Source organism: Azospirillum baldaniorum (assembly GCF_003119195.2).
GTDB classification, from domain to species: Bacteria; Pseudomonadota; Alphaproteobacteria; order Azospirillales; family Azospirillaceae; genus Azospirillum; species Azospirillum baldaniorum.
Genome location: NZ_CP022260.1, coordinates 395,749 through 421,722, shown reverse-complemented (window position 1 = coordinate 421,722; position 25,974 = coordinate 395,749). Strand labels below are relative to the sequence as shown.

At 64.9% G+C, this 25,974-nt stretch carries 28 protein-coding genes; 9 read left to right on the top strand and 19 right to left on the bottom strand.

Annotation, left to right across the window (positions count from 1 at the left end; genetic code table 11):
- Nucleotides 1-8: 8 nt before the first annotated feature.
- The 4 genes from Sp245p_RS28490 to Sp245p_RS28475 all read right to left on the bottom strand — a co-directional run bounded on the left by Sp245p_RS28490 (nucleotide 9) and on the right by Sp245p_RS28475 (nucleotide 4,625).
- Entirely contained in the window at nucleotides 9-1,055 is a 1,047-nt protein-coding gene (locus Sp245p_RS28490) for a phage minor head protein (RefSeq protein WP_014242330.1), read from the bottom strand.
- Nucleotides 1,056-1,058: 3 nt separating this feature from the next.
- Entirely contained in the window at nucleotides 1,059-2,345 is a 1,287-nt protein-coding gene (locus Sp245p_RS28485) for a DUF4055 domain-containing protein (RefSeq protein ID WP_041813203.1), read from the bottom strand.
- An 86-nt stretch (nucleotides 2,346-2,431) separates the two neighbouring features.
- Complete coding sequence (locus Sp245p_RS28480) at nucleotides 2,432-3,739, bottom strand: terminase large subunit (protein WP_014242328.1); 1,308 nt, start codon at nucleotides 3,737-3,739, stop codon at nucleotides 2,432-2,434.
- Nucleotides 3,740-4,154: 415 nt separating this feature from the next.
- Nucleotides 4,155-4,625 (bottom strand): hypothetical protein, encoded by a 471-nt coding sequence (locus Sp245p_RS28475; RefSeq protein WP_014242326.1) that lies wholly within the window; start codon nucleotides 4,623-4,625, stop codon nucleotides 4,155-4,157.
- 213 nt (nucleotides 4,626-4,838) lie between these two features.
- On the opposite strand from Sp245p_RS28475, the gene Sp245p_RS28470 reads away from it, so the two are divergent.
- Nucleotides 4,839-5,711 carry an LAPAL motif-containing putative phage structural protein gene (locus tag Sp245p_RS28470; protein WP_014242325.1) on the top strand — a complete coding sequence of 291 codons (873 nt, stop codon included), beginning with the start codon at nucleotides 4,839-4,841 and terminating at the stop codon, nucleotides 5,709-5,711.
- A gap of 18 nt (nucleotides 5,712-5,729) precedes the next feature.
- On the opposite strand, the gene Sp245p_RS28465 is transcribed toward Sp245p_RS28470, so the two are convergent.
- From Sp245p_RS28465 to Sp245p_RS28450, 4 genes are all read right to left on the bottom strand, one after another.
- Nucleotides 5,730-6,044, bottom strand: a complete 315-nt coding sequence (locus tag Sp245p_RS28465; RefSeq protein ID WP_014242324.1) for a hypothetical protein — start codon at nucleotides 6,042-6,044, stop codon at nucleotides 5,730-5,732.
- Nucleotides 6,045-6,197: 153 nt separating this feature from the next.
- The gene (locus Sp245p_RS28460; RefSeq protein WP_014242323.1) at nucleotides 6,198-6,392 is read right to left on the bottom strand and encodes a hypothetical protein; all 195 of its coding nucleotides are present in this window, start codon (nucleotides 6,390-6,392) and stop codon (nucleotides 6,198-6,200) included.
- Nucleotides 6,393-6,699: 307 nt separating this feature from the next.
- A complete protein-coding gene (locus Sp245p_RS28455) occupies nucleotides 6,700-7,242 on the bottom strand; it encodes a hypothetical protein (protein WP_041813201.1) in 543 nt (180 codons plus the stop codon).
- Nucleotides 7,239-7,556 (bottom strand): hypothetical protein, encoded by a 318-nt coding sequence (locus Sp245p_RS28450; protein WP_014242320.1) that lies wholly within the window; start codon nucleotides 7,554-7,556, stop codon nucleotides 7,239-7,241. Before Sp245p_RS28450 ends, Sp245p_RS28455 begins: the two co-directional genes overlap by 4 nt.
- Before the next feature lie 277 nt (nucleotides 7,557-7,833).
- On the opposite strand from Sp245p_RS28450, the gene Sp245p_RS28445 reads away from it, so the two are divergent.
- Nucleotides 7,834-8,508 carry a recombinase family protein gene (locus tag Sp245p_RS28445; protein WP_014242319.1) on the top strand — a complete coding sequence of 225 codons (675 nt, stop codon included), beginning with the start codon at nucleotides 7,834-7,836 and terminating at the stop codon, nucleotides 8,506-8,508.
- A 68-nt stretch (nucleotides 8,509-8,576) separates the two neighbouring features.
- On the opposite strand, the gene Sp245p_RS28440 is transcribed toward Sp245p_RS28445, so the two are convergent.
- The 4 genes from Sp245p_RS28440 to Sp245p_RS28425 form a co-directional block, all read right to left on the bottom strand.
- Nucleotides 8,577-9,032, bottom strand: a complete 456-nt coding sequence (locus Sp245p_RS28440) for a hypothetical protein (protein WP_014242317.1) — start codon at nucleotides 9,030-9,032, stop codon at nucleotides 8,577-8,579.
- Between the two features lie 79 nt (nucleotides 9,033-9,111).
- The gene (locus Sp245p_RS28435; protein ID WP_014242316.1) at nucleotides 9,112-9,384 is read right to left on the bottom strand and encodes a hypothetical protein; all 273 of its coding nucleotides are present in this window, start codon (nucleotides 9,382-9,384) and stop codon (nucleotides 9,112-9,114) included.
- 262 nt (nucleotides 9,385-9,646) lie between these two features.
- On the bottom strand, nucleotides 9,647-11,236 hold the full coding sequence (locus Sp245p_RS28430; protein WP_129557249.1) for a primase-helicase family protein: 1,590 nt from the start codon (nucleotides 11,234-11,236) through the stop codon (nucleotides 9,647-9,649).
- A gap of 5 nt (nucleotides 11,237-11,241) precedes the next feature.
- The gene (locus tag Sp245p_RS28425) at nucleotides 11,242-12,369 is read right to left on the bottom strand and encodes a hypothetical protein (protein WP_014242314.1); all 1,128 of its coding nucleotides are present in this window, start codon (nucleotides 12,367-12,369) and stop codon (nucleotides 11,242-11,244) included.
- Between the two features lie 479 nt (nucleotides 12,370-12,848).
- On the opposite strand from Sp245p_RS28425, the gene Sp245p_RS28420 reads away from it, so the two are divergent.
- Nucleotides 12,849-13,742: a GIY-YIG nuclease family protein gene (locus Sp245p_RS28420; RefSeq protein WP_014242312.1), complete on the top strand. Its 894-nt coding sequence runs from the start codon at nucleotides 12,849-12,851 to the stop codon at nucleotides 13,740-13,742.
- Between the two features lie 10 nt (nucleotides 13,743-13,752).
- Here Sp245p_RS28420 and Sp245p_RS28415 read toward each other — a convergent pair whose 3' ends face one another.
- Nucleotides 13,753-14,550, bottom strand: a complete 798-nt coding sequence (locus Sp245p_RS28415) for an AcrVA2 family anti-CRISPR protein (RefSeq protein ID WP_041813197.1) — start codon at nucleotides 14,548-14,550, stop codon at nucleotides 13,753-13,755.
- 109 nt (nucleotides 14,551-14,659) lie between these two features.
- The gene (locus Sp245p_RS28410) at nucleotides 14,660-14,851 is read right to left on the bottom strand and encodes a hypothetical protein (protein ID WP_014242310.1); all 192 of its coding nucleotides are present in this window, start codon (nucleotides 14,849-14,851) and stop codon (nucleotides 14,660-14,662) included.
- Nucleotides 14,852-14,941: 90 nt separating this feature from the next.
- Between Sp245p_RS28410 and Sp245p_RS28405 the strand changes: the two genes are divergently transcribed.
- Nucleotides 14,942-15,598: a hypothetical protein gene (locus tag Sp245p_RS28405; RefSeq protein WP_014242309.1), complete on the top strand. Its 657-nt coding sequence runs from the start codon at nucleotides 14,942-14,944 to the stop codon at nucleotides 15,596-15,598.
- 14 nt (nucleotides 15,599-15,612) lie between these two features.
- Here Sp245p_RS28405 and Sp245p_RS28400 read toward each other — a convergent pair whose 3' ends face one another.
- Nucleotides 15,613-15,927 carry a hypothetical protein gene (locus Sp245p_RS28400; protein WP_014242308.1) on the bottom strand — a complete coding sequence of 105 codons (315 nt, stop codon included), beginning with the start codon at nucleotides 15,925-15,927 and terminating at the stop codon, nucleotides 15,613-15,615.
- Between the two features lie 419 nt (nucleotides 15,928-16,346).
- Here Sp245p_RS28400 and Sp245p_RS28395 point away from each other — a divergent pair, with 419 nt between their 5' ends.
- Both Sp245p_RS28395 and Sp245p_RS28390 read left to right on the top strand, forming a co-directional pair.
- A complete protein-coding gene (locus Sp245p_RS28395) occupies nucleotides 16,347-16,970 on the top strand; it encodes a helix-turn-helix domain-containing protein (protein WP_014242304.1) in 624 nt (207 codons plus the stop codon).
- A gap of 321 nt (nucleotides 16,971-17,291) precedes the next feature.
- Complete coding sequence (locus Sp245p_RS28390) at nucleotides 17,292-17,735, top strand: group III truncated hemoglobin (RefSeq protein WP_014242302.1); 444 nt, start codon at nucleotides 17,292-17,294, stop codon at nucleotides 17,733-17,735.
- On the opposite strand, the gene Sp245p_RS28385 is transcribed toward Sp245p_RS28390, so the two are convergent.
- Together Sp245p_RS28385 and Sp245p_RS28380 are read right to left on the bottom strand one after the other, a co-directional pair.
- Nucleotides 17,736-18,230: a type 2 periplasmic-binding domain-containing protein gene (locus tag Sp245p_RS28385; protein ID WP_144019313.1), complete on the bottom strand. Its 495-nt coding sequence runs from the start codon at nucleotides 18,228-18,230 to the stop codon at nucleotides 17,736-17,738. It lies immediately after the preceding gene.
- Between the two features lie 65 nt (nucleotides 18,231-18,295).
- Complete coding sequence (locus tag Sp245p_RS28380) at nucleotides 18,296-20,710, bottom strand: hybrid sensor histidine kinase/response regulator (protein WP_014242299.1); 2,415 nt, start codon at nucleotides 20,708-20,710, stop codon at nucleotides 18,296-18,298.
- A gap of 229 nt (nucleotides 20,711-20,939) precedes the next feature.
- Here Sp245p_RS28380 and Sp245p_RS28375 point away from each other — a divergent pair, with 229 nt between their 5' ends.
- Nucleotides 20,940-21,800 (top strand): LOG family protein, encoded by an 861-nt coding sequence (locus tag Sp245p_RS28375; protein WP_014242298.1) that lies wholly within the window; start codon nucleotides 20,940-20,942, stop codon nucleotides 21,798-21,800.
- Between the two features lie 3 nt (nucleotides 21,801-21,803).
- Here Sp245p_RS28375 and Sp245p_RS28370 read toward each other — a convergent pair whose 3' ends face one another.
- On the bottom strand, nucleotides 21,804-22,592 hold the full coding sequence (locus Sp245p_RS28370; protein ID WP_014242297.1) for a DUF3750 domain-containing protein: 789 nt from the start codon (nucleotides 22,590-22,592) through the stop codon (nucleotides 21,804-21,806).
- A gap of 136 nt (nucleotides 22,593-22,728) precedes the next feature.
- Between Sp245p_RS28370 and Sp245p_RS28365 the strand changes: the two genes are divergently transcribed.
- Nucleotides 22,729-23,169 carry a hypothetical protein gene (locus Sp245p_RS28365; protein ID WP_014242296.1) on the top strand — a complete coding sequence of 147 codons (441 nt, stop codon included), beginning with the start codon at nucleotides 22,729-22,731 and terminating at the stop codon, nucleotides 23,167-23,169.
- 6 nt (nucleotides 23,170-23,175) lie between these two features.
- Here Sp245p_RS28365 and Sp245p_RS28360 read toward each other — a convergent pair whose 3' ends face one another.
- Nucleotides 23,176-25,125 carry a mechanosensitive ion channel family protein gene (locus Sp245p_RS28360; protein ID WP_165360012.1) on the bottom strand — a complete coding sequence of 650 codons (1,950 nt, stop codon included), beginning with the start codon at nucleotides 25,123-25,125 and terminating at the stop codon, nucleotides 23,176-23,178.
- A 456-nt stretch (nucleotides 25,126-25,581) separates the two neighbouring features.
- Between Sp245p_RS28360 and Sp245p_RS28355 the strand changes: the two genes are divergently transcribed.
- Nucleotides 25,582-25,962 carry an RT0821/Lpp0805 family surface protein gene (locus tag Sp245p_RS28355; protein ID WP_014242292.1) on the top strand — a complete coding sequence of 127 codons (381 nt, stop codon included), beginning with the start codon at nucleotides 25,582-25,584 and terminating at the stop codon, nucleotides 25,960-25,962.
- Nucleotides 25,963-25,974: the final 12 nt, after the last annotated feature.

Below are 25,974 nucleotides of genomic sequence, written 5' to 3'. Positions count from 1 at the left end.
TTATTTATTCACGAGTACCGCTGTTTAAGTTCGGCGAGAGTAAGCTCCCGCCCCTGCTCGTCCAGGAGGTCGGCCATCGAGAGTTTTCCTCGCCGCCACAGGTCAGCTTTGCCGACGCCCAGGAGGTCGTCCTGGAAGGACTTGTCCTTCGACTTCAGCCAGTCGTCGAATGACAGGTCGGCCGGCACGTCGCCGTCCATGGATGCCCGGACACCCGGCTCCAGTTCGTCTGCGTCGATTCCGAGTTCGCGGAATGACTTCGTGATCGGGGTGGTGGTGCTGCGGCAGTTGAAGTGCCGAGGTGGGCCGCCGTTCCACGGCAGCTTGGTTGGCGGGATCGGGTTGAAGTCGAGGTCCCACGTGGCGTTGCTGTAGGCGGCACAGGTCACTGTGGTGCGGCCGTCCAGCGTCGAAAGCTGCATGATGCCCTTGATGATGTCCCGGTTGGCCCGGAAGCTCTCGATCCTGGCGTCATTGGCGACCTTCTGCACCGCGGTGCGGACCAGGGCCTCGGCGTTCCGCCTGGACATCTCCCCGAGCTTACGGGTGTCCTTGACGAGGTCGTCGATCTTGCGGCCGGCGGGGACGCCCTGCACGATCAGGTCAGCGAACCGGGCTCGGAAATCGCCGGCCTGCTTGGCCCACCACGCCTCCGCGGGGGACCCGTCGATGGCCACCTGGGTCGCCAGGATGTCGAGCGTCGCCGCGGGCACATCCCTGCTGGCAATCTCGGTCCTGGCGGTGCGATTCAGCGTCGATTTTGCGAATGCTGCCTCGATCTCGGCCAACTCCCGCAACTGCGACTTCGACCACGTCCGGATGCCGGCATAGGTCTCGCGGATCAACTCCGTGGCGTTGACCAACAAGGCGTCGATCCGGGCCTGCTGAAGGTCCGGCCGGGTGCCGAAGTCGGCCTTGGCCAATTCACCCAGAAGGTTCTGCTGAAGGCTGCGGAGCCGACCGATGATCTCTTTCCGCTGTCCGGCGTCCACCCGAAGGAGCCGGAGCGTCCGGACCCTCAGGGTGTCGGCCAGGAGTTCGTTGAAGGTGGCCATGGCTTACTGGCCCCGCTCCTGACCGAGGTCCAGCGGTTCGCCCAGAAGTTGGCCGACGCCTCCGCCCAGACGGGCCGCCTCATACTCGTCGGACGGCACCACGTCGTCGTTCAGCAGCCCGCGACGCTTGGCCTCGGCCAGCAGAGTCGGACCGGTGATGACGCCCCGCTCGTACAGGAGGATGAGGTTCTGGACCTCCAGCGGGTCACCCTTGACGCCGAAATCCAGATTGACTTGGAGGGTGCCGCCGTTCTCGACCGGCTGGCCGGCCAGATCGGCCATGTAAGCCAGGGCGAGTTCCAGAGCATCCTTGAGCCCGATCACCATCGCTCGCAGGCTGGTGTGGGTATTGGCGTTGTTGATGCTGGCTTCCGTCGCCGTGCGGTCGCCGGCCGACAGGGCCAGTGGCTGCATGCCAAGGATGCGGCACTGCATCTCCAGCCGTTCCAGGTCACGATAACCTGCTTCGATTCCACCCGAATCCATCACGACGTATTTCAGTTCGGCACCGACTGGCAGGCGGACGAACGAGTTCGGCGAGATCACGATCTCGTCCGTGTCGGTGAGGCCCGATCCTTGGATGATCGGCACCCGGCAGATATGGAGGATATGGTTCTGATCGCTGGCGGAGACCCAGTGGCGTTGGTTCAGGTAGCCCAGGTTCTCCAGCGGCGGCACCGCGGTCATGAACCCCACCCGGCGGCTGTAGTGGGTCACCAGGGGGATGTAGGGCAGTCCGGTCTCACCGGCGTTGATCAGAGTGTCGCCCTCCCAGACCTCCCAGGTACCAGGCTCCAGCACACGAATTCGCTCGACCTTACGGGTTGCCCAGCGGCCGTCGGGTACGTCAACGACCTCCTTGTATCGGAGGTGGGTCAGGGTGTCCTTCCCTCCGATCACCTCGGATCTCCAGGCGATCAGATTCCGAGCCGGAATGTGGGTGAGGTACGGGCGGCGACCCTGCTGGCGGTCGTCGGCCAGCGTCACCGGAACGTCACCCCGCCGCGGCGGAAGGTCCACGAGGATGTGGGTCAAGCCGTAGGCGAGACTGTCGTCGAAAGCCGAGCGGGCGAACTGCTCCAGGTGGTTGCCGGCGAGGTCGATGTCCTCGATCCAGGCGTCGGGAAGCCGGGAGTCCACCGTCCAGGGCTGACTGAAGGCTCGGCCCACCAGGGTGTTGATGGTGTCGTCGAGGTACGGCACGAGGTAGCTGTTCTGAAGCCGGATCTCGTAGTCGGCCTCGGTCTCTTTGGGGTGCTTCGGGAGGTAAACCTCGCGTTTGGCCCGCATCCCAGCCGTACCGGCCCGGAGGGCCGAAATAAGCTGCCACCGGAGAGCCATCGCGGTGTAATCGGTGGACGGAGTAGCGGGTGAACTCATAGCCTGAACCCCTCGACTGTTGCCCGCCGCTTCGCCACGTACGGGGACATGAATGTGATCAAGTACCGAAGGGCGTCGGTCATGTGGTCGTACCCCTGCGTCTTATCGACGATGGACGATCCCGGCTTGAACCGCAGTCGATCCATGCACTGCACCAAGTTCTTGCACTTCGCCGAGATCAGGATCTTCGGCTCGCCGCCTTGAACCGGCCGCAGCATCATGTTGACGGTCTTGATCGACTCCAGAACCGGTGGGTTTCCCGACCGGTTCTCGTACACGTAGAACCCGGTACGACGCAGGATCGTGAAATCCGTCTCACCGACCGCCGAAGTCCTACCGGAACGACCACTCTGGTCAGGGTAGATCTGGATTCGACGCCCTCGGTATTTATTGGCGATTTCTTCGGCCATATCTCCGGTGTGGGAGTTCGGCAGGACGATCTCGTCGATAATGTGGAGTTGGTCACCCCGTTGGATCGCGACGACGGCGGACATCGGGTTGATGTTGAAGTCCATGCCGACCAAAACGGGTAGCCGGTCGTCATCGGGGAGGTCGGTCGGCGGCCGGACGTGAACGGCCGGGTCGAACTGGTTGAACACGACCTCGTTCGATGACTTCACGAACGAGCAGAGGAACTCCTGCTTGAAGGTGTCGTCGTCCTGCTCCAGGCGGATCGCCTCGACCTCCTCCTCGGAGAACACCTTCGTGGAGTGGACATCGTAAGTGAATTGAGACCACTCCTTCATGGCCGGGTTGTTGCCGTTGTCGTACGCCCAGTACAGGAGGTTATCCTTGCCGTTCGGCGTCCCGAGGATGATCGCCCAACCTTTCTGGTTGTTCAGGGTCGGCCGGAGAATTTCTTGCCACAAAGTGACCGGCAGCTTCTGGGCCTCGTCCACCACGAGCCCGTGGGGGTGCACGCCGCGGATGTTGTCACCGCCGTCGTCGCAACTGACCATCCAGATCTTCGACGAGATTCCGTTGCCGGGATCGTAAGCCCAGTACTTGTCCTGCTTGTTCGACGACCACCCCGGAATCCCGTGGGTGAACTTCACCATGTTCTCCCAAAACGACCGCATGCCCATGGCGAAGGTCGGGACCACGTAGACGTACTGGGAACCGTGGATTTCGATGGCCTGCCGCATCAAGTAGTTGGTGACCAGAATGGTCTTGCCGGCACCACGGTGGACGTTCAGGCAGACGAAGCGGGTGAACTGTGACAAAGCCTCGCGTTGCCACCGCCGCCGTTTGAATTCGACCACGTGGACGTTGAGGTAGTTCTTGTCGGCAAGTGGGGAGTTCATGAGTTCCCTTCGGTAATACTCGCCGTATTTACCGAATGGGGATCGGGAGGACGCCTTGAGCAGCCGTCATGGGCACAAAGGAGTGCAAGAGGAGGAGGCATCCTCCCGACGAGGAGCAGCCCGCCGGTCAAGAACAGCAGCCCGCCAGTACTTATATCTGGAAGGGAAGTGCCAGCCTGTGCACCTTGTAACCCATGACCAAACCGAGCTTTCGCTCACTCCACCGCGGCTTGGGCAGGAACACTTCGAGGATCGGCCGGCGGAACCCTGGGGACGCGGCGGTGGATGGTTCGTGGGGTATTTACCCAGAAAGAGACCCACGGGCCGGGAGACCCGTGGGTTCAGTTCGCACACGCAGGTCTACCGTGAGGAGTCGAGGGCGGAGGCGGAATCGGGCACCCGCCCTTGGGGGTATTTAACCCGCGACGTTGATCTTGGAGGCCCGGATCGCCTGGATGTTCGCCAACCCGGCGTTGAACGCCTGCTTGATGGTTTCCTCCAGCTTGGCCGGCCGCAGGCGGGAGAGGAACTCGTCGATCCGCGGGGCGGTCTCGGCCCAGGGCCGGTACGGCACGGTCAGGACGGCCGGATAGCCCATCACGCTGACCTCCATGCTGCCCTCGATGTCCCGGATGATGATGTCGCCGTGGGTGAGCCCGTAGGTGTCAGCCATCCGGTTGAAGAAGTACTCGGCGGTCTGGAGCACTTCCTCGTACTGGACCTGAATACTCCACTCCTGGGCCTCGCGGGCCGCCCGCTGGCGGCTCTTGCGGTCGTCGGCCTCCTGCTCCTCCCGCCGGTGGGATTCGGCCGCACTGGCGGCCTTCTGGCGGACGGCTTCGAGCAGCTTCAGGGTGATGCGATTGTCGATGGTGTTGTCGGTCATGTTGATCCGTCGATGGTGAGATGCCGGGGGGTAAGGGCATCCTGACCGGGGGCGAAGGCGAAAAGCAAAATTCCAGATCCGAAGGTCTGGCCGATAGCCCAAGCTGCGGCGAGCAGGTCCGGAACTCAAAAGTGTGATCGTGGTGGACGGCACAACCGCCTTTCCCGCGTCGTCCGAAAGTGGCAATGTCGGATGGTGACGAAAGGGGTGCCTATGGAACAGGTCATCGTCCTGAAGTACGACGGATTGAGTGCCAAATTCGGCGAGATGGACGCCCATGAGGCTGCGGAATCCATCCGGGGCTTCGCCGACTTCACCCGCCGCTTGGCGGAGGCGGTCTACGGTGGGAAAGAAGCCCAGGTGCAGAGTGCCGTGCGGGGCATCCACCACGGCAGCGTCGAATTTGAGTTCGTCTTCAAGTTCCTGGTCGAGGGGGCCGGGATGTTGGCCTCCGTCTGGCCTCCCTCCGTATCGCCCATGGACCTCATCAAGGTCTTGACCGAGTGCATCAAACTGCTGAAGCACCTCGGCGGTCAGCCGCCCGCGAGTATCAAGAAAGCCGATCACGGCAGCGTATACGTTGAGAACAATACGGGTCAGGTGATCAACATTGGCCAGTTGACCGTCAACTTGGTCCTTGAGAACAAGGAAGTCAGTCGGGCTGCCCAGAAATTTGTGAAGCGACCTCTTGAGCGGTCAGCCGATGAGGTCAAGATCATGGTGGACAGCCAAGAGGTCGCAAACATCAATCGGGAGGAGGCCCAGAGCTTCGTGCCCATTGATGCCTCGAATATCCTGATCGAAAACACCGCCGAGGTCTACTTGTCCGTCGGCACCGCGGTGTTGCAAGGCAAAACCCGGTGGAGGTTCACGGACGGACGGAACCACTTCTCCGCCCAAATTGAGGACTTGGACTTCCTCGGCCGGGTCGAGCGGGGTGAGGAACGGTTCGGACGCGGCGATGTCATGCTGGTCAAACTCCGGACCACGCAAAAGCAGGCCGGCGGCAAACTGCGGGCCGAGTACACGATTGAAGAAGTCCTCGACCACACCCCGGCCCAGCAGACCCAGGGACGGCTCTTTTGAAACTGACGGGGCCGCCGCTCAGGCGGTCCCCGCCACCACGTCCGACAGGAGGTCGAAATCCTGGGCCAGGGCGGCCTCCAGGTCAGCGACGAGGCCACTCTGCGGGGTGAACACCAGGATGATCTCGCCGGCCGACCCGACGCGGAATCCCATCGTCCACGGCCGGTCGGCCGCGATCTCCCGGAGGAACGCGATGGCGGCGGAGTGCGGCATCGGCAGGCCGGTCTTGTTCAGCGTGATCGGCATGTCGAAATCAGGATCGGCGTAGGTGTCGTCCAGGAACTCGACCAGCGGCCCGAGGGCCTCGCGGTGTTCGGTGGTGATGTTGGTCATGATGATACCCAGGATGTTGATGGTGGTGCGGTCCAGGCTGACCTTGGCCCTACCATTGGAACCCCTCGGGAGGGACCGGCGGAGGCTCCGGGAGATCAGCTTGGGAAGGACGGGACCGCTCGCCCCGACATGGTGCGTCCGCCGGCTTCGAGGTCAGGATGCGGGGGCGGCATCGGCAGAGTCAAAATTCCGGCGGCGGAATTCTTCGACGAATGCCCGGACCATCTCCTTCCGGCCGCGAGCCGAGCGGGACATCTTGTCCAGGGTGACGTGGGCGTCCGGGTCGGTGCTGCCGTCCAGGACCTTGCGGGCGGCGTCGGTGGGGGTGCTGCGGTAGGCGGCGGTCATTCGGCGTCCTTCTGGTCTCTGCGTCGCTGCCGGCGGACCCGGCCAAGGCGGGCATTGTTGCCAGACAGGCGGTTGTGGTCGCGGACGCAAAACTTGCACCAGGAACCGCGGCCGTCGCGGGTGTGGTTGAGCCGGGGGAACTCAAGAAGAGCCCTCTGGGTCTTGCAGCGGGAGCAGGTCTTGCCGGAATCTTGCATGGTGGCTCCATGGCGGTTCCGGTATTTAGTCTGGGTTCGAAATTTGTTGCCTCGCTGCAAGCTCGGATACAGCGTGGCGGTCCTTGTCAGGGAAAAACGGAGTGGCGGACCTAGAAGCTGCCCTCCTTGTTTTCCTCGTTGAGTGCATCTAGCGTCTGGTAGACAACGTCAAGGATGCATGCCGGCATCGTGGGGGCGAAACCTCGCTGGTGGGAAATGTATGCGTTCTCAAAAACGTAAGAGTAGCTTCGACTTCTCCACCCACCCCCTTCGCCACTTTTCGCGATTACTTTGTTCCCGTACTTCTTCTCCAGGGACGACAAGATCACTCGCGATCCGGTGTCGCATTCGGTTTCGGAAGTGCCCGGACCGACTAACATGTCTCGAAGGCGGATGGTATCGACTCTCTTGTTCCTCAGCCGCGATGTAATAAAGGCCCGGAACGGAACGCCGTTGATCGTCAGGTCATAGACAATTTCATGGTGTCCTTCGGTGGTAAACTTGGCGGACGAGCCAAGTTTCTGTACGGCCTCTTCTAGGGGCATGCCAAAGATTACAGTTCCCCACCCCGCGAGGAATGGCCTGTCTTCGGCCTTGGCCTCATTCACCAAAATCAAGGCGATCCCCAGGCCCAGCAGCTTTCTGATCTTCATGACTGCCCCCGATCCCGCCCCAGATACACGAACAACCCAAACCCGATGAGCAGCACCGGGCCGATCACACCGGCTACGATGGCGTGGTCAAACGCGGTGCGAGCCCAAACCCCGAAAACCGGTTCAACGTCATTCGAGGGCTTCAACTCAAAGGTGGGGCTCGCCACCCAGTCTTTCGGAATCATCCCGATCCCCACGGGACTGAGAGGGAATGGCACATCCGAGTCCCACCCCCATTGCCAGTAGGCGATGTGAAGCAGAAGAGCCACCACTCCGCAGACGCTCAGGACCACCACCCGCTGTCCACTGTTCATGGCCCCTCCCCCATGCTATTCGGGTTGATAATGCGTCCACGACCATGCCCCCGTTTTCCGGATTGTGTCAACACAACCCACAACCCAAAGTAAGAACAGCCCCCCTGTTTCAGAATTCGGTCTTTGCCCCGCGGAGACACCCCTCCCCTCGGCCGGCCGGCCCAAGGGGGCTGTGGGGGTGGGCTCGCGACCGAGGTCATAGGCCGAAGGGTAGGGCGGACGCCCATTTGACATTGGCAAACGGAGGTTTACAATTGTCAAGTCAATGGAGGCAGCCATGGCCAACGGAAAATTCGTTGCGTACTACAGGGTGAGCACGCAACAACAGGGCAGCAGCGGTCTAGGACTGGAAGCACAACGCAACGCAGTTGCTCAGTATCTGAACGGTGGCAACTGGTCTTTGATTGGCGAGTTCACCGAGATCGAGTCGGGCACGGGCAAACGTGCTCGCCCGAAGCTGGCCGAAGCACTGACCATGTGCAAGAAACAGAAGGCGGTTCTGTTGATCGCCAAGCTGGACAGGCTCGCACGCAACGTGGCTTTCGTCGCGAACCTGTTGGAGGCCGGGGTCCGCTTCATCTGCGTCGATCAGCCGGACGCCGACCGAGCCTTCCTCCAGATGGGGGCGGTGTTCGGCGAGTGGGAAGCCCGGAAAATCAGCGAGCGGACCAAAGCCGCGTTGCAGGCCGCCAAAGCCCGCGGGACTAGGCTGGGCAACCCGGTGAACCTGAGCGAGGCTGGAGAGCTTGGACGAGCCCAGGCCGCATCCAGGGCCGCTCAGCGGGCCGGCAACGTGCTACCGATTATCCGGCAGGTCCAGGCCGGCGGCGTCACCACGCTGGAGGGCATCGCCAACGCTCTCAACCTCAGGGGCATCAAGGCCGCTCGCGGCGGTGAATGGTCGGCCACCCAGGTCCGGCGACTCCTGGTACATGCTGACCGGAATGTATGACCTGACCTTGTTGCAGAACGCACAGGTGGTCGGCCTGTTCAGGGCACGGCGGAGCGGACGCGGGAACCTCATGACTTGGTCTCCTCGGGTTGCTCCGTGAATTCGACGTCGATCACGTGACCAGCCTCTTCCAGGGCAGCCTGGGCCATCTCGATGGCCGCGTCGAATTCGTCTCTCCACATGATGACTGGAGCGGCCGTGTTGGTCGTCACCTCGGCCTCTACCTTCGAGTACGTTGGGAGGGTGTGGCGGGCGACCAGTTCCAGGATCTTCCGCTTGTCGCCGACGGTGGTGGCCGCCTTGTAGGTGGTGACGATCTCGTGGGCGATGTCGAAGTCGAGGTCGGCGAGTCGCTGCCGGAGGTCGAACATCAGCGACAGCTTGTCCTTGCCCCGTTTGCCCCGCACGGCCGGTTGATTGGTGGAGGAAAAATACGTCGCCGCCTTGCCCTTGCGTTCGGGTTCGGCCGGTACGGCGGCGGTCGGCTCGCCGGTGGTCGCGGTGGTCTTGGGGTCGTCGGTCATCCGAGGTCGGTCCGTTTTTTGCGGTCTCGGGTTGTATTTAGGCCCAGCCGCCGAACGTTGACGCGGGTGTCATCTCGGGTCACTCCGCCCCTTTCCACAGGGCGGCCAGGGCTCGTTCCTTCATGGCCGTGCCCCGTGGGTCGTCGGTCCCGTAAACCCGGCGGCGGAACCCTTGGTTCATGGCCCGCTCGTTGTGGTCCCGCACAGCCTCGGCCCAAGCCGACAGTCGGGCCTGGAAGGCGGCCTCGGCCTCGCCCCGCTGCCGCGTTGGGGCCGGGCCTGGATCGAACCCGTGCCGCCCCTGGGAGAAACGTGGGTGGGGCCGGAGGCTGTCCGCGTCGTTTTCGTCCATCACGTCGCTCCGTTCCGATCCCACGCTGTCCGGCGTTTGTCCGGATTGTTGACCATTTCCGGGAAACCCCATAATACAAGCCAAAACGTCTTTTCTACACCCATAGGAAAATTCCTCCTTCTTTCTTTATTAGGTTTACAGAAATAGAGAAAAGCCGGACAAACTCCGGACAAGCCGAGGATTCCCAAAGGGTTGGGCTGTCCGGATTTCGTTGCCAAAACCCGGACAAGTACTCCAAAAGCCGGACAGACGCCCCTCCTCTTCAGAGGAATTCGACGAAACAATTGGTCACCGACCCGTTCGGCAGACGGTCCACGTACGTCCGGTCATTCCCCTCCAGCCGGGTTCCGGACAGCCGGTGGACAAACGCCATCTTGGACGACTTGTCGATCTTCACCTCCCGGTATTCGATTTCCGGCCGGTGTTTCCGGAGGAAGTCCAGGCCGGCCTCGCGGATCGTCCCGATTTTCTTCAGCGTGCCGCCGGGATTGTGCTTGCGGGCCTGCCATTTGTAGACCTCGTAGAGGGTGTCTAGGGTGATGTGGCTGAACTCGGGAACCAGGAACACGTGCTCGAACACCACCTGATCCTCGGTCTTCTGGGTGTTCCACAACTCAACCTTGTCGGTGTTGTCGAGGGCCGGGATCACGCTCTCCTCCTGGTGCTTGTCGATCAGGTACCCCAGCCACTTCGCGACCTCGACGGGGTCCCGGCAGAGCCGCGTCGCGTTGTTGTCGTCGATCCACTTCTTCGCCAGGGCGGCGTAGGACGGGCACCCCTCCAGGTCCATCTCCATGGCCTCCATGAACTCGGCCAGGATGGTCACGAGCGACCGGGTGACCCGGATGATGCTCCACCGGCGGTCGCTCTCGTCGCCGCCCAGCTTGATCGCACCGGCGACGCCGTTGCCGCCGCAGATGTAGAGGGGCGTGTTCCCGCATTGGAATCGCGGCAGGAACTTCTCGTTCACGGTCATGTACGGCGAGTGGATCAGGTTCTTGAACGCCTCCATGTCCACCCGCTCGGCCACCGCCTCGTTCAGCAGAACCACCGTCTTGCCCTTGACGCCGTCGTTGAAGTCGCCCAAGACCTCCTGTGGCCGGCAGGATTTCACCTGGATCGCCCCGAAGACGGTCGGGAAGATCAACTCGGCCAGCAGGCTCTTGCCGACGCCGCCCTGGCCGTAGATCACCAGACAGGGTAGCCGGTACTCCTCGGGGTGCCGGTACTTGAACGACAGCACCTTCTCCAGGTGCTCGACGTTCTCCGCCTTTTCTCCCCCCAGGGCGATGGCCAGGACATGGAAGAACCAGTGGGGCTCCTGGCCACGGATCGGCTGGAGCCAATGGTCCCGCCGCATCAGGTTGAGGGTGTCGGAATCGACGCGGTCGAACGTGTAGGTCAGCCGCTTGAATTTCCGGCCCATGTCCCACATGACCATGTCGAGGGCGGCCATGTTTTTCGCCGCCTTGAACTGGTGGTAGTAGCCCTTGAACTCCCGCTCCTGGTAGATCGTCCAGTCCTTACTGACCGGGTTGTACTCGATGAACAGGTTGCCGGTGGCGACGTAGTAGACCTCATGCTGCTCCAGGAAAGCCCGCGTCTCATTCAGGAGGGCCTGGAGGTCCAGTTCCAGGCTGTCCTCGGCGGTCAGGATCTCGCCCTCGCTGACGGGCGAGCCCATCATGTTCTCGATTTGCTCCTGGAGCTTCCGCCGCTTCGTCTGGGCGGCGACGAGTTCCTTCTGTTTGGTCACCGACCGGGCATCCTCCGGGATGGCCTCCAGTTTGGCGATCATGGTGCACAGGCCGTTGATCTCCGATTCCAGAGCCGCGACCTTAGGGTTCATCATGGCGGTCATTTCGTTGCCCACTTTTTCTGGTGCCGCAGACGGTCCTTCAGGGCGGCCATGTGCCTCTGCTGTTCAGGTGTCGGTGTCGTGACGTAGGTGCCGGGGACGGCGGCGGGGTTTCGCCCGCCCTTCTTGAACCCGGACTCGATCAGGTCCACGACCTCGTAGCGGCGGCCGGGACCGACCTTCCGGAGGGCCTCGTACTCCAGCATCTGCCGGGCGTGGCCCTCGTCCAGGACCCCGGCCGCGATCAGGCTGCCGGCTCGCAGGCAGGCCCCGGCGATGTTGTGGTGCCGGCTCCCCTCGGCCGAGTCGCGAATCCGCTGGAGAACTCGGTCGAACTCCTTCCGACCCCACAGGCGGGCCGGCCCCTCGGGGAGTGGCATCGCCGGGATCGGCGGCGGGACGTAGGGTTTCTCGGCCTTGAAGGTGGTCCAGTCCAGCCAGGGGCCGTCGCCCGACCACGTCTCCGCGAATTGTGCCCGGCGGGGGTGGACCTGGGGGAGGTAGAACCCGCGGCTCACCGCGACCGTGCTGGGATCGTCGGTCTCGCTAAACCGCAGGAACGCTTTCTTCCGCAACTCGAACTCCTGCACTGGGCAGGGTGTCGCGAACGGCAGGATGAGGCGGAACTTGTTCACCCGCCCGTCCTTCATGTGGCTGTAGGACGTGTACCCGCAGTGTGCGTAACGGCCGAACCGCTCCTTCGCCCACGGGATGTTCCGGATGCCGTCGTAGTCCAGCATCAAGGCCGAATAACCCAGGAGGTTCGCCGCACTCCGCCTGACGTAGTGTTTGCCGGTGTCCGGGTTGATCGGCGTGATGATCTCCTTAACCATGGGCAGCCCCTGGCCGTCCAGGATGCGGTTGCCCTCGGGGTCCCGCAGGAACACCTTCTGGGTCGCTGGCTCGTAGTCGCCCCAAGTCTCGTCCTTGTACAGGGCGAGCGTGAACATCCATCGGTCCTTGTCGGCCTCTGTGTCGAGTTCGCCGTCCGTGAGGATGTGGGTACTCAAGTCCTGGACGATTTGGCTCCAGGGGAGGATCGCCGTCGCGTCTTTGGTTACGCGGTTGTCGCCGGCCGACTTGAAAAGGGCCAAAGCCAGCAGGTCGTTGGTGTCAGTATCGGTCATGTCGTGGCCCCGGCGTATTTACGCAGGGCACGCAGACGGTCTTCTGGTGTAGTTGTTCGATCATGTTGATGCCGTGCCCACTGTTTCAACGTGGACAGGATGCACAGCCGAATACCCGGAGTCGAAATTAAAAAGGCCCCCGCGGCGTGGGCTTCCGCGGGGGCCTTCTTGGGTACCGACATCAACACGTAGACAATACCTTGATTTGCTCACCTTTTGGAAATTATTTCTTTGCACAGATGATCACGCACTGCTTGTGCTCAGTACAGTCAGGGGCGACAGTCCCTCTTGCTGCTTGACATGAGCCTTGGGTAGAATGTTGCCATGAATCCACCTCTAAAAATGCTCTTGCGATCCCGAGGTCGTTCGATCCGGAGTCAAAGCGTGGACCACAGTGTCAATTCACGCGAGTTGAACCGAGTGCGTGGGTCGTGTAGGCCGATCAAACCTCTGCTGGTTACACCAAAGGCGATTCAGTGATGACCGACCAGGATTTCCGCGGGCTCCAGTTCAACGACCTGCTGCTCAAGCGTGGCTACGATCTCAAGGACGTGCTGATCATCCGGCACACCCCAACCGAGCCGAAGCTTCGGCGTGCCCTACCCTGGCTGGTCGCGGAGCACCGCGAGGTGTTCGAAGCCTACCAGAGCACCCAGGAACCAGATCCTGAGAAGCGGATGAAGAATCGGCCCTATTTGGCGTCCTTCATCGGGCCGGATTCGGGAGGCCCGTGCGTTTTCGTGGGACTCTACCGCCAGAATCCGGGGCACGAAATCACGGTAGACGAATTCTGGGACGCCCCCGGTGCCGAGCAACTGAAAGAGTTCGGGGTCAAAGCGTTCGACCCTACGAACAGATCGACAATTTACCGCTTCAACTACGAACTCGTGACCGACTTCTTCCCAGAACTGATCGGAAGGTTGGAGTGCCCGATCCCCCACCGGAACGGTCTCCGGAAAGCCGAGTCCAACGTCTTCATGATCACGGCGATCCACCCGAGCAGCGTTCTGGTCTTGGCGATACCGCCATGGAATGAACTCGTTCTCACATGGGAGGAACTGAAGGTCATTCCAGAAACCTGGAAGGCGAAGCTCCAAGAGTGGCGGGGCGTCTACTACATCTTCGACACCGAGATCCAGCAGGGTTACGTGGGCTCAGCCGCCGGCAGGGACAACCTCCTGGGCCGTTGGCTCAACTACAAGGACACCGGCCACGGCGGAAACAAGAAGTTCCTCGACCGGAACCCCGCGAACTTCCGCTTCTCCATCCTGGAGCGGGTATCACCTGACATGGACGCTGCCGAAGTCTGCGAGGTCGAAACCCGTTGGAAGATCCGGCTCCATACTCGCGAGCACGGGCTGAACAAAAATTGAGGACGAGGCGTCAGCCCTTGATGTTGTAGGCCCGGTGCTCGACCCAGGCGTTGGACCTACCGACCAGGACCGGCTGGACCCAGCGGGGTTCGCCCCAACGGGTGCTGACGTGACCCCGCCGCCAGTGCACCCGCGGCGACCGCCGGACGGTGCCCTCGGCGTGGTCGTCGTCCGCGGAGCGATCCCGGATTTGGCCATCGCCGACCGGCCGCAGGGTCACCACCGTGTAGCCGGGAATCGCCGATTTGCCCCGTTTCTCACGAGCCCGGTTGAGCTTGGCCGGCGGCTCGACCTTGTCGATGCCAATCCCGCGGCAGTTGATCATGACCAGCCAGCACATGACCACGCGGGCCGATTCCATGATGGTCTGGTCCAATTCCCCCTGCGGGATCGGGTCGGCGTCGTAGCCGATGTCGAACTGGCCGCCGAGCCCGAGTTCGTGCGGGGGGCCGTCCACCAGCGTCGGATGGATCAGCGTGGTGTACCCGAACAGCCGACTCTCGTCGTCTTTGCGGGTCGCCGCCTGGACATAGAAGCCGACGCTGCCGTCATCCATGATCTGTTCGGCGATGATCCAGATCGTAAGAGCGATCTGGACGACGCAGACCGGGTACGGAGCCCGGAGGATGCCCGCACGGAGCATCGCCTCGGCGGAATCCATGACCGGCACGAGGTCCTCCAGCGGCCACTCCAGAACCTCGTCGGGGAGCACGAAGGTCTCGGCTTTCCCGAGGGTGCCCCGGAGAGCGTTCAGCCAGCGGGTGACCGTGGCGTTGTTCTTCGCAGTCGCGTGCGGGGTCGGGACCACCCTGGAGCTACTGCTCCGCAAGTCGTCCAGAATGTGATGCGTGATGACGTGTACGTTGCCCATGACCAACTGGGGTACCATGCCGTGGTAGCCCAAGTCGAAATTCCGGTCAGCCTTGCGGACCGCGGTCCTTGGCCTTTCCGAATACCAAGGCGAGCAGTTCGACAGCCCGGTAAACTTTGCCGAGAGCGGTGTTCGGATCGGGCGTCGGGGTGCCGCTGGTGATCAGGGACGCGGCGATCACCACCGCCCCGACGGCGGTCAGGATGGTGTCGGCATGGGTTAGGATATTGTCGAACATGATGGTGACCTCCGGGGGTATTTACCCCGCGGGGACCCGTGCTATCCATGTGCCCAGATCATAACGAGCGGTTGACTCAGGAGCACAGCCATGCTGACCAACGGAAGCGTACCCGACGTTCATCGCGTCTTGCGGGAACGGAATGCACTGGTAGTTCATTTTTCGGGAACGCCTAAAGGGATCGGCTTCACCATTGGGTTCCCTGATGACCTCCGGGAATCCATCGCCAACGCGGCGACGTATGCGTTGGCTTGCTCGGTTGTAAAGCCCGGCGATTGCTTTATCGACTTCCCGCCGCCCCACCGACGCCACGCCACCGGGTCGATAGGCATCATCCTGGACCTGATGAAGCCGCAATCGCTCATGGCGGTGTGCGAGACGGACGCTGGTAGCAACGCCGCACGACAACATCGGCCGCTCACGATTCAGGACTGCGTCGATAGTATCGACAAGCGGTCCGACAGCAACACCTTCGCCTACAACGAATGGAATGTGACCGATTACGTTGTCCGGGGGTTGTTTGTGGCGGACCCAATTCAGTACTACGGTTTCATGACGCCCACTCTTCCGAACGGCTCCCCGGTCCCGTATTCTGGTCCAACACCGGCCCCAATAGACTCAACCGTCAACGATCTCCACCAAATCTTCCCCCAGCAGAGGATCTATGGGTTTGAAGGTGACGGGATCGTAGAGTACCACCCACGAGGCGTAACGGTCCCGGTCTCGCATTCGGAGATCTACCGGTAGTACGGGCGACCCGCTCAATGCAACAGCGGCGGGCGGGTCTCGAATTGGACGTTGAACGGGCCGACGTAGAGCCCGCAGTCATCGGCGGTCAAGTGCCAGCCCAGCACCCAAAAGCTGGCGTCAAGGCAAGCGTAGACGTGCCAGCCGGCCCAGCGACCGACGTGGTGCTTGACCGCGGGGTCCGGCGGTACCCAGCGGGCCGGGATCTCGACCGCGGCCGGTCCCAGGTGGACCTGGATGGTGGAATCCTGGCCGTCTGGAACCCAAGACAGCCCGAAGGTGATGTCAGCCCACCAAGGCTCCGCGGTGACTAGCTTCACCCCATTCATCCCTCCAGCACCAGGGCTTCGGGGGTCCGCTTGCCACTGATTCGGTTGTGGGTACACAGCGAGTGGCCCATCGGTTTCGTCAGCAGGTCACCGGATATAGGCGTTTATGCACAGAAAATCGCCTCGTCCACATGGAGTAGACGAGTCAGGCCGCTTGCCCAGCGGCAACGGACAAGTTAGCGTCGGTCGTTACGGCTATGCCCGTGGTGGGCACGGCCGGAGGAGAATTCTGCTGATGTAGAATCGAGCGAGGCCCCCGGCCGGACTGCAATCCGACCGGGAAGACCCCCACAAGTGAATAGGCTGGAAAAGGTTTGGCGACCTCAGCCTATTCACCGCCACACCTGCGGTCAACCTTCCTTTCGGAGGGTGACAACAGGAGGGTTTTGCCTCGCTCCCAGCCGAGGGAGCGAATAGGAATGCCACGTTTTGCAGTTGCCCACGGCGACTGGTTCGGCCCCAATGCGGACGCGAACGAAATCGCTGTGCTGACCTCCTTGGCCCTGATGGCCAACCCCGATGGAGTCTGCTGGCCTCGCCAGTCCAAACTGGCCGCGATGCTCGGCCGGTCCCGAAAGTGGGTCAACAGCGTGATCGGCGGGCTGAAGCTCAAGGGGCTAGTCGAGGTGATCAAGAACGAGGGCCGGGGGCTGACCTACCGGCTGGTTGGCCATGCCGCTCTGGTGAAGGAACGACGTGACACCAACAGTGACAGCAGGTGTAACCGGCCAAGGACAGCAGGTGTCACTGCTGGTAACACAGAACAGAACCAGGAATCAGAACCACTGAACAGCGAGCCGGAGGTCAAGGAGGAGCCGGTGGAACCCGAGATTCAGGAGGCCGCCGTGGCGGCTTACAAGTCCCTCACCCTGGCGAGCGTGACCGACCGCATGCACGTCCAGCAGGCGGCCCAGCGAGTGCTGGGCGTCCGTCCCGTCCCGTGGGACGCCCGCCGACAGATCGTCCAGCACCTCGCCGGGCTGATCCAGCGGGGCGTCGTGATGATCAACGAGTTCGGCGGAGTGGAACTCTGCCCTGGATGACCCCAGGGCGACCGACGCTAACCTCACGATGTCCATGATCCGGCGGTACTGACCCCCGGTCCGCTCGACGCGGCCCCGGTGGCGTTCCACGGCCCGGCACCCCAAAGCTTGGGGTGCCGCATCCCAGGCGTGCGTCCGCACCTCTGGAATTCCCCAAGACAATAGCGATATGGTGCGTGCCCGGCAAGACCGACGAGGCCACTCTTCTGAGTATTCGGGGACCCCAGAAGGCCGATTATTTTGGGGAAAGCGTGGGGAAAGCGGCTCTGTCCGCAGGAGAGCCCAGGACCGTGACGCGAGACAGCGAGAGATAAGATACTGATGAACAAGGAGTTTCTGTCGCCGCAAGCCGCCACCATCGCCGAGCGGGTCGCCAAGACCGGCATCGACGAGGCGATGATCGAAGCCCTCGTCCGCACCTTCTACGGCAAGATCCGCGACGACGCCCTGCTCGGCCCGGTGTTCGGCGCGGCGATCACCGACTGGGAGCCGCATCTTCTGAAGATGATCGACTTCTGGTCCTCGGTCGCCCTGCTGACCCACCGCTACGATGGGCGCCCCCTGCCCGCCCATGTCCGCTTCGACATCGGGGCGGCGCATTTCGAGCGCTGGCTGGAGCTGTTCCGCGAGACGACGGCCGAGGTCTGCACACCCGAGGCCGCCGCCTTCTTCGAGGACCGCGCCGCCAACATCGGGCGCAGCATCCAGATGGGGGTGGATTTCTTCCGCAAGCAGGCCGCCGCCGACGCCAGCGTTGCCCGCTGATCAGGCCCCGCGCACCGGCTTGCCCTTCACACCCCAGCTGTCCGTGAAGTCGCGCACGCCGGGGATGGTCATCATGTGGGCGTCCTTGACGTAGACGAACTGCTTGGGGCCAAGCTCGTACTCCGTCATGGTGATGCCCTTGGCCCGGCAGCGCTTCTGCTCCTCGGCCCCGATGCGGCGGTCGGAGACCACCATGTCGGGATGCTCCAGTCCCACCCCGGCGCAGAAGCTGCGGAATCCGCTGTTGGCGCCCTCGGCGACGAGGCGCGGCTGGGTGTCGGGCGTGCTGTTGAAGCGGCTGGCCGCGGTGCCGACCGCCCCCCGCATGGACGGGCTGCCGACGATCCAGATCCCGCGCTCCTCGGGCGGCGGCTTCGGCACGGTCGGGGGCGGCAGGGTGGCCGTCTGCTGCGGCGACGGAAAGCCGGGAAACTGGCACCCGGCGAGCGCCGCCGCGACGGCGACCATGGCAAGGCCTTTCGACAGGGATGGCACTCTGTTGTCTCCTCCATAACCTTCGCACGGCGCGGCGCCATCGGCGCCGCTGGTGATAGCAACGCTCAAGCCGGCCCGATGGCTCCAAGATGGCGGACCAGCGCGGCTTCGAGAAGGCGCGGCGTCACCGGCTTGTGCATCAAGCCGAGACCGTGCCGCGCGGCGTCGCGCTGCGGTTCCGGCCCGATCTCCCCGGTGACGATGAGGCCCGGAACGTCGGCGCCGAACAGGTCGCGGATGCGCAGAATGGCCTCGGTGCCGACCCGGCCCTGGCGCAGCCGGTAGTCGGCCAGCACGATGTCGGGCCGCCGCCCGCCGCCGCGCAAGCGCTCCAGCGCTTCGCCGGTGCTCCCGGCGGTCAGCACCTCGAATCCCCATTCGCCGAGCATCACCGCTAGCCCCATCAGAACGATGGCGTCGTCCTCCACAACCACGGCCAGCCGCCCGTCCCCGGTCGCCGTCATGGCGTCGGTCCGCGCCATCCGGGTGGCGGCTGGCGGAAGACGCGGCGCGTCTTGGCGGACCAGCGGCACGCTGACCGAGAAGATCGAGCCACGCTCCGGACGGGACACCAGATCCACCGGATGGTCGAGCAGACGCGACAGCCGGCGCACGATGGCGAGGCCGAGGCCGAGACCCTGGTCGCGGTCGCGCTCCGGATTGCCGATCTGGTGGAACTCCTCGAAGATGCGCTCCCGCTGGTCGGGCGGGATGCCCAGGCCGGTGTCGTGCACCTCGACGCACAGGCGCGTTCCCTGGGGCCGGCAATCGACCATCACACGGCCCCGGTCGGTGTAGCGGATGGCGTTGTCGACCAGATTGCGCAGCATCCGCCCCAGAAGAACCCGGTCGCTGCGCACCGTGCCGGTGCAGGGCACGACCCGCCAGTCCAACCCCTTGGCCTCGGCCAGCGGGGCATAGGCGGCGGACAGCGGGCCGAGCAGGTCGGCGACCGGAAACTCTTCGATCTGCGGCGCCACCACCCCGGCGTCGAGACGGGACACGTCGAGCAGGCTGTCCAGAAGATCCTTCAGCGTGTCCAGCCCCTGCTGGAGCCGGTCCAGCGCCCGCTGCCCGGCGTCGCCAGCGACATGGGGGCCCAGCGCCCCGGCGAACAGCAGGATCGATTGCATGGGCTGGCGCAGGTCGTGGCTGGCCGCCGCCAGGAAGCGGCCCTTCGAGCGGTCGGCCTCCTCCGCCGCCTGTTGGGCGCGCCGGATGTCGTGGATGTCCACCGCGGTGCCGATCCAGGAAACAATGGCGCCCCTTTCCCGCACCGGCACCACGCGGCACTGGTGCCAACGCCATGCCCCGTCGGCGCGCCGCATCCGGATGTTGCTCTGGTAGGGCGTGCCCGCGGCGATCGAGCGCGTCCTCAGTTCCAGATAGGCGGAGCGGTCGTCCGGATGGAACCCCTGCCAGGCGGACATGGTGTCCGGGTCCTGGCCGGTGTAGGCGCGCAATTCCTCGTTGTAGTATTCGGGGGTGCCGTCCGAGCGGTTGATCCACATGAGCAGCGGCGTGTTGTCCACCAGCGTGCGGAACCGTGCCTCGCTCGACCGCAGCGCCTCCTCCGCCCGCTTGCGGGCGGTTATGTCGCGGGCCACCCCGACGACGCCAATGGCCGCCCCCCAGGCGTCGCGCAGGGGCATCACGCTGATCATCAGGACGCGTTTGCCCTCCTCCGTCGGGAAGGGCAATTCCTCCTCGACCGTCTCTTCCCGCCCGGTGGCGATCACCCGCCCGCACAGGTCGTCGAGCCGTGCGGCGTCCTCCGGCGGGAACAGGTCCTCGTCGGTCAGGCCCGCCAACTCCTCCCGGGTCCGTCCCAACAGGCGCGCGGTCGCGGAGTTGACCAGGGTGAAGCGTCGCTCGCGGTCCTTGGCGAAGATCGGGTCGGTGACGCTCTCCAGAAGGCTTTCCAGCAGGGCGTTCTTGTCCCGCAGCAGCGCCTCGGCCGCCTGGGCGGCGCGGTGGGCGGCCTGGGATTCCATCTCGTGCATGGCGAGACGGGCGAACTCCTCCAAGTCCCGCTCGTCCTCGGCGCTGAACTCCGGATGGGGCTTGTGATCGAGCAGGGAGAAGGTTCCGATGCGCAGCCCGTCCGGCGTGATCAGCGGCGCCCCGGCGTAGAAGCGCAGGTGCGGCGGCCCGGCCACCAGCTCATGGTCGGCGAAGCGCTCGTCCTCCCGCGTGTCGCGCACGACCAGCACCGCGTCGTCGAGGATGGTGTGGGCGCAGAAGGACAGCCGGCGCTCAACGACCATCGTATCCAGCCCATAGCCGGCCTTGGACCATTGCCGTGTCTCGTCCACCAGATTGACCATCACGATGGGCATGCGGAAATGGCGGGCGCCCAGCCGGGCCAACCGGTCGAAGGACGCCTCCGGCGGCGTGTCCAGCACGCCATAACTCTTCAGCCGGTCGAGCCGGGCGCGCTCATCCGATGGCCATGGCGGCTCGATGCTGCTCAACGTCACCCCTTAAGAACAGACGCGGATAAGACGCTGAAGGTCGGGCGCAGACGCGCCTGAACCATGATGTGGGCAGGGCCAAGGCTTATGGAAAGACGCGCAACCGCTTTCCCTTCCGCCTCCCTCCGGTCTGCGGCACAATTGCTTCGAATGCAAACCCTTTGAGTCCGGGCAATGGACCGCCCGGGCCCCCACATGACCAGAAGCCGTTCCCCGTCCCCACCCGGAGCACAGCATGAAGGACAGCAGGCCGAACCACGAATCCGCCGCCTACCGCATCGCCTTCGAGGACCGCGATTTCCTGTTGAGCGAGCCGATGCGCGGGGTGCGTTTCATGCTCGAATACGCCAAGCCGGAATCGGAGCTGAAGGCCTGGGGCATCCGCTCCACCATTGTGGTCTACGGCAGCGCGCGGGTGCCCTCTCCCGAGCGGGCGGAGCAGCTTCTCCGCGACGCCCGGACGCCGGAGGAGCGGCAACTGGCCGAGCGGCGGGCCAAGCAGGCGGCCTGGTACGAGGAGGCGCGGGCCTTCGGGCGCATCGTGTCGGAGCGCGGCGGCGCCCTGGCGCCCACCGAGGACGGGCAGCGGGACAACGTGATCGCCACCGGCGGCGGCCCCGGCCTGATGGAAGCCGCCAACCGCGGCGCGCAGGAGGCCGGGGCGCCGAGCATCGGCTTCAACATCAGCCTGCCGCAGGAGCCGCACCCCAACCCCTACAGCACGCCGGAGCTGACCTTCCGCTTCCATTATTTCGCCATCCGGAAAATGCATCTGGCGATGCGCGCCAACGGGCTGGCGATCTTCCCCGGCGGCTTCGGCACCTTCGACGAGGCGTTCGAGATCCTGAACCTGCGCAACACCAACAAGGCGTCCCGCCTGCCCATCGTCTTCGTTGGACGCGACTACTGGAACGAGGTGGTGAACTTCCGGGCGCTGGCCGACCACGGCATGATCAGCGCCGGCGATCTGGAACTGTTCGACATCGCCGACACGGCGGAGGAGGCGTGGGACTGCATGACCCGGCTCGGCCTCAAGCGCGGCAACCCGCCGCTCGGCCCCGCCGGCACCGGCATGTCGGCGTCCGAGGACAGCTGAGGCTCAACCGGGCGGCGGACTGTCGGCGGCCGGAGCCGTCGGCGCGGGAGCGCTCAGCGCCACCCGCCCGACGCCCGGGATCTTGACCGCGAGATCGAAGGGATCGACCCCGAAGGTCATGCCCAGCAGGTTCACCTCGAACCCCTCCTCCCTGGCCAGGAGGAGGCCGGCGAGGCCGAACAGGCTGACCTGCCAGCCGGTGCCGCTGGGCGCCCGCGCGATCAGGCCGGTGCCCAGATAGTCCTTGCCGAGCGCCGTGGAGGGAAGGTCGAGCCGCAGCTCCGGCACCGCCCGCCCCACCCAAGCGGCGAAGGTGTTGCTGTTGGGGCCGGGCCAGATGCGGTATTCCCCGGCGTAGGGGTAGCTCTGGGCCGCCTCGGCGATCTTGGGGATGGCGGCCTCGGCGGCGGGGCCGCGCAACTCGGCCAGCACGGCGGGGGCGGAGCCGAACCAGCGCCCGTCCGGATCGCGGTTGCTGACCGCCACCGCCGGCAGACCGCGGTAGACCCGCCAGCCGATCACCTCATAGACGGTGTAGGCCGACGCCCCCGCCGGCTTCACCGCGAACCACGGGTGCGTGCCGAAGGCGCCGCGCCAGGACAGGGCGCGGGCGGCGTAGACCTGCACCACCGCCTCTTGCGTCGTGGCGGGATCGGGGGCGAGGCCGACGGACGCGCGGTCCGCCCGGCTCCAGTCCACCCCCAGCGTCGCCGTTCCCGACGCGATCACGAAGGCCGGACCGGCCAGCAGCAGGACCAGCGTCATCAAAATCACCAGGATGGTGGCCGTCATTCTTTTCCGCACCGCTCCCTCTCGCCTGATGGGCCGTTTCCCAGATAGGCTGTCATCGCCCTGCCCGCCACCGATGTTGTACGTTGAGGACCATCCAATCGGTTCATCGCCGGATGGTTATCCAAGGAGCGCACCGATGCCCGCCGCTGACCTGACCGACCTTCTGGACCGCATCACCCGGCAGGCGCCGACCCGCGCCGCGACGATGGAGGTCGCCCGCGCGCTCGGCTGGACCACCGGGCCGAGCCGCAAGGGATGGAAGGTGGTCCAGCCCACCGGCTATGTCGGCGGCATGGTTGTCCCGCCCAGCGCCGACACCGCCGCCGCCGAGGCGTGGTTCGATCCCGAGGGGACGGAGCGCGGCCTCGCCGGCCCCAACGCCGAGTTCCCGCCCTATCTGACCAGCCTGGACACCGCCCTGTCCGCCGTCCCCGCGGCGGAGCGGGCGGCCACCCTGCGGACCGCGCTGGACCGTCACCGGGCGTGGCAGGAGGAGACCGGCCGGGACGACGCGGCGCTCGGCCGCCTGCCCGCCTTCGTCATCGCGGTATGGCTGTCGGTTAAGGCGGCGGCGTGACGGGAGTCACTCCGCGGCTCCGCTCTCCTTGCCGGTGCCGTTCATGGCCTGGGCGGCGGCGAAGCCGATGATTCGGTTGGCGGCGTCCGGATCGTCCACCCGCACCACCACGCCGCGCCCGACCAGATGGATGCCATGGTCCTGGAAGGCGCGGATCAGGCGATGGTACGCCTCGCGCCGGATGACGAACTGCTCGTTGGGCTTGGTGATGAACTTGACGCCGATGATCGCCGCGTCGTCCTCCACCCGCCGCACGCCCTGGGACTTCAACGGTTCGATGAAGCTTGGCCCCATCTCCGGGTCGGCGGAAAGCTCCTTGCCGACGTCCTTCACCAGCTTCTTGACCAGCCCCATGTCGGTCTCCGGCGGGACACGGAACTCCAGGCGCATCAGCGCCCAGTCGCGGCTGTAGTTGGTCAGCGCCTTGATCTGGCCGAAGGGCAGCGTGTGCACCGCGCCGCGGTGGTGGCGCAGCTTCAAGGAGCGCAGGGATATGCCTTCCACCGTGCCGCGCAGGTTGCCGACCTCCACATAGTCGCCCATGTGGAACGCGTCCTCCAGCAGGAAGAAGACGCCGGCCAGGATATCGGCAATGGTCGATTGCGCGCCCAACCCGATGGCGATGCCGACCACCCCCGCCCCGGCGAGCAGCGGCCCGATCTCGATGCCCAGCGAGGACAGAGCGATCATGACCACGATGACGACCAGGACGACCTGAAGGAACTTCCGCAGCAGCGGCAGCAGGGTCGCCAAGCGCTGGCCGCGCGACGACACCCCGTCGTTCCGGGCCTCCTCCAGCGTCCGGTCGATCGCCCGCACCACCATCGTCCAGGCGACGTAGCCCAGCAAAAGCACGACCGTCACGTTGAACAGCAGCCGCAGGGCGATGCCGGTCGCCCCGCTGGCCTTCTCCACCCGGAACCCCCAGATGGCCGCGGTGGCGAAGACGCCGACGACGAACAGGGCCGACCACAGCGCCCGCATCACCCGCGCCACCGCGGCCTTCCCCGCCTCCGTCTCCTCCCCCCGGTAGAAGCGCGCGAGCGGGCGCTGGGCCATCAGCGCGACGGCCGGCACGGCCAACGCCACCAACAGGCTGGCGAGCATCCGCGGCCCCGTCGCCGGCTCCAGCCGCACCGCCGCTGCCGCGACGACCAGCCACAAGGCGACGAGATAGACCGACGCCGCCACCGCCCACAGTCCCAGCGTGGGGTGGTCCTTCACCTCGACGCCCAAAGGGCGGGCGATGGCCCGCGCCACCGGAGCACGCCCGCGCCACACGCGGTAAAGCAGATACAGGAAGGGCACGGTGCTCAGCGGCAGGCCGATCGCGACGATGGCGTTTCCGCCGACCCCCAGTGCCAGCAGAAGATCGATCAGCCCGAGCACCGTTGCGGCCAACGTCACGGTGACCACGCCCGTGCGGTGCAGAGCGCGCGCGTCGGCGTCCTCCAGCGGGATCAGGCGCAGCCTGGGGCGCCTCGGCGCGCAGAGGAAGCGGATCAGACGGTCGGTCACCAGAACGGTCAGCGCCGCCTGGAGCACCGCCAGAAGGACGGCCGGGGCCGCGGGATGCGGCGGGCGCACGATTGCATAGACGACCAGCACGCCGAGCGCGAAGGCACCCACCGGCACCAGCCCCAGCACGAAGCGCAGCGCGCCGGTCAACAGCGGCGCCCCATCGTCCAACTCCAGCTTGCGGACCGGCCCCGCCAGGACCCGGCGCGTCAGCAGCAACGCCGCCGTCCCCGCCGCGAAGAGGATCAGCAGCCCGCGCAGCAGGCGCAGCGGGTGCACCGCCGCCTCCCGCCCGTTGGGGCGGGCGAAGGCGTCCGACAGGATGGTGGGAAGCTGTGGATAGGTGGCGGCGACCGCCTCCAGGCGCGCGGCATACACCTCCAGCGCCGTCGCCGGTGCCCCGGCCGCGGGCGCATGGGCATCGGGCGTCTGCGCCACGGCCCATCCGGACGGCCAAGCCGCAAACAGCAGGGCGGCAAGCAAGGCAAGGGCCGGCCACCGGGCCAACCTGCGGTGCGTCCCCGAATCTTCGTTCATAGGGGCCATCCTGCCGGAGAGCGACGGAGCGGTGCCCATCGGGCGGAAAAGTCCGCGCCGATGACGTGGACCGACAATGGGAAACGCTCGTCTATCCCTCGATGAGGAAGCCAGTACGTTACCGTTGCCTATCGGACGGTCCCGCGGCGGAACGCGCACCGTGATCCTGACTTTGGAAGATCGCGGAGCATGGCCGGAGCATGGAACGGAGCATGAAAACGGCCGGAGGCCGCCGCCCGCCGATGGGTGGAGCGTATGTTACCGTAACAGCCCGGTTCGTGACCTGCCTTCACATGCGGTCATCATAAATCGTTCCTAAAATGCCCGGATTCGAAAACGGTCATAAGGAGTCGCCGCATGCGCTTGTTACCCATCCCGTCCTTTGCCTTCGGGCTTTACGCCGCCGCGCTGGTCGCGACGCTGGATGTCGCCGCCCCGGCGCAGGCGCAGTTCGGCCTTTTCCTCGGCGGACGCGGCGGGGTGGATTTGACGGACGAGGATTGGGACCTGTTCCGCAAGGCGCTCAGCGACGCCCTGACCCCGATGGAAGCGGGTCGGCGCACCGAATGGAACAACCCGAAGACCGGGGTGCGCGGCGATGTGGTCGTGGAGAAGATCCACGAGCGCGACGGTGCCCCCTGCGGGGACGTTCAGGCCAATTTCATTCGGCGGACCGTCCAGCCCTACAGACTGACCTTTTGCAAAATGGCCAACGGGCGGTGGGCAATCGCTCCCTGACGGGCAATCTTC

What these genes read in the sequence shown, in the direction of transcription:
- Sp245p_RS28490 (WP_014242330.1), bottom strand. Translation starts at nt 1,055, where the DNA reads ATGGCCACCTTCAACGAACTCCTGGCCGACACCCTGAGGGTCCGGACG.
- Sp245p_RS28485 (WP_041813203.1), bottom strand. Translation starts at nt 2,345, where the DNA reads ATGCGGGCCAAACGCGAGGTTTACCTCCCGAAGCACCCCAAAGAGACC.
- Sp245p_RS28480 (WP_014242328.1), bottom strand. Translation starts at nt 3,739, where the DNA reads ATGAACTCCCCACTTGCCGACAAGAACTACCTCAACGTCCACGTGGTC.
- Sp245p_RS28475 (WP_014242326.1), bottom strand. Translation starts at nt 4,625, where the DNA reads ATGACCGACAACACCATCGACAATCGCATCACCCTGAAGCTGCTCGAA.
- Sp245p_RS28470 (WP_014242325.1), top strand. Translation starts at nt 4,839, where the DNA reads ATGGAACAGGTCATCGTCCTGAAGTACGACGGATTGAGTGCCAAATTC.
- Sp245p_RS28465 (WP_014242324.1), bottom strand. Translation starts at nt 6,044, where the DNA reads ATGACCAACATCACCACCGAACACCGCGAGGCCCTCGGGCCGCTGGTC.
- Sp245p_RS28460 (WP_014242323.1), bottom strand. Translation starts at nt 6,392, where the DNA reads ATGACCGCCGCCTACCGCAGCACCCCCACCGACGCCGCCCGCAAGGTC.
- Sp245p_RS28455 (WP_041813201.1), bottom strand. Translation starts at nt 7,242, where the DNA reads ATGAAGATCAGAAAGCTGCTGGGCCTGGGGATCGCCTTGATTTTGGTG.
- Sp245p_RS28450 (WP_014242320.1), bottom strand. Translation starts at nt 7,556, where the DNA reads ATGAACAGTGGACAGCGGGTGGTGGTCCTGAGCGTCTGCGGAGTGGTG.
- Sp245p_RS28445 (WP_014242319.1), top strand. Translation starts at nt 7,834, where the DNA reads ATGGCCAACGGAAAATTCGTTGCGTACTACAGGGTGAGCACGCAACAA.
- Sp245p_RS28440 (WP_014242317.1), bottom strand. Translation starts at nt 9,032, where the DNA reads ATGACCGACGACCCCAAGACCACCGCGACCACCGGCGAGCCGACCGCC.
- Sp245p_RS28435 (WP_014242316.1), bottom strand. Translation starts at nt 9,384, where the DNA reads ATGGACGAAAACGACGCGGACAGCCTCCGGCCCCACCCACGTTTCTCC.
- Sp245p_RS28430 (WP_129557249.1), bottom strand. Translation starts at nt 11,236, where the DNA reads ATGATGAACCCTAAGGTCGCGGCTCTGGAATCGGAGATCAACGGCCTG.
- Sp245p_RS28425 (WP_014242314.1), bottom strand. Translation starts at nt 12,369, where the DNA reads ATGACCGATACTGACACCAACGACCTGCTGGCTTTGGCCCTTTTCAAG.
- Sp245p_RS28420 (WP_014242312.1), top strand. Translation starts at nt 12,849, where the DNA reads ATGACCGACCAGGATTTCCGCGGGCTCCAGTTCAACGACCTGCTGCTC.
- Sp245p_RS28410 (WP_014242310.1), bottom strand. Translation starts at nt 14,851, where the DNA reads ATGTTCGACAATATCCTAACCCATGCCGACACCATCCTGACCGCCGTC.
- Sp245p_RS28405 (WP_014242309.1), top strand. Translation starts at nt 14,942, where the DNA reads ATGCTGACCAACGGAAGCGTACCCGACGTTCATCGCGTCTTGCGGGAA.
- Sp245p_RS28400 (WP_014242308.1), bottom strand. Translation starts at nt 15,927, where the DNA reads ATGAATGGGGTGAAGCTAGTCACCGCGGAGCCTTGGTGGGCTGACATC.
- Sp245p_RS28395 (WP_014242304.1), top strand. Translation starts at nt 16,347, where the DNA reads ATGCCACGTTTTGCAGTTGCCCACGGCGACTGGTTCGGCCCCAATGCG.
- Sp245p_RS28390 (WP_014242302.1), top strand. Translation starts at nt 17,292, where the DNA reads ATGAACAAGGAGTTTCTGTCGCCGCAAGCCGCCACCATCGCCGAGCGG.
- Sp245p_RS28375 (WP_014242298.1), top strand. Translation starts at nt 20,940, where the DNA reads ATGAAGGACAGCAGGCCGAACCACGAATCCGCCGCCTACCGCATCGCC.
- Sp245p_RS28370 (WP_014242297.1), bottom strand. Translation starts at nt 22,592, where the DNA reads ATGACGGCCACCATCCTGGTGATTTTGATGACGCTGGTCCTGCTGCTG.
- Sp245p_RS28365 (WP_014242296.1), top strand. Translation starts at nt 22,729, where the DNA reads ATGCCCGCCGCTGACCTGACCGACCTTCTGGACCGCATCACCCGGCAG.
- Sp245p_RS28355 (WP_014242292.1), top strand. Translation starts at nt 25,582, where the DNA reads ATGCGCTTGTTACCCATCCCGTCCTTTGCCTTCGGGCTTTACGCCGCC.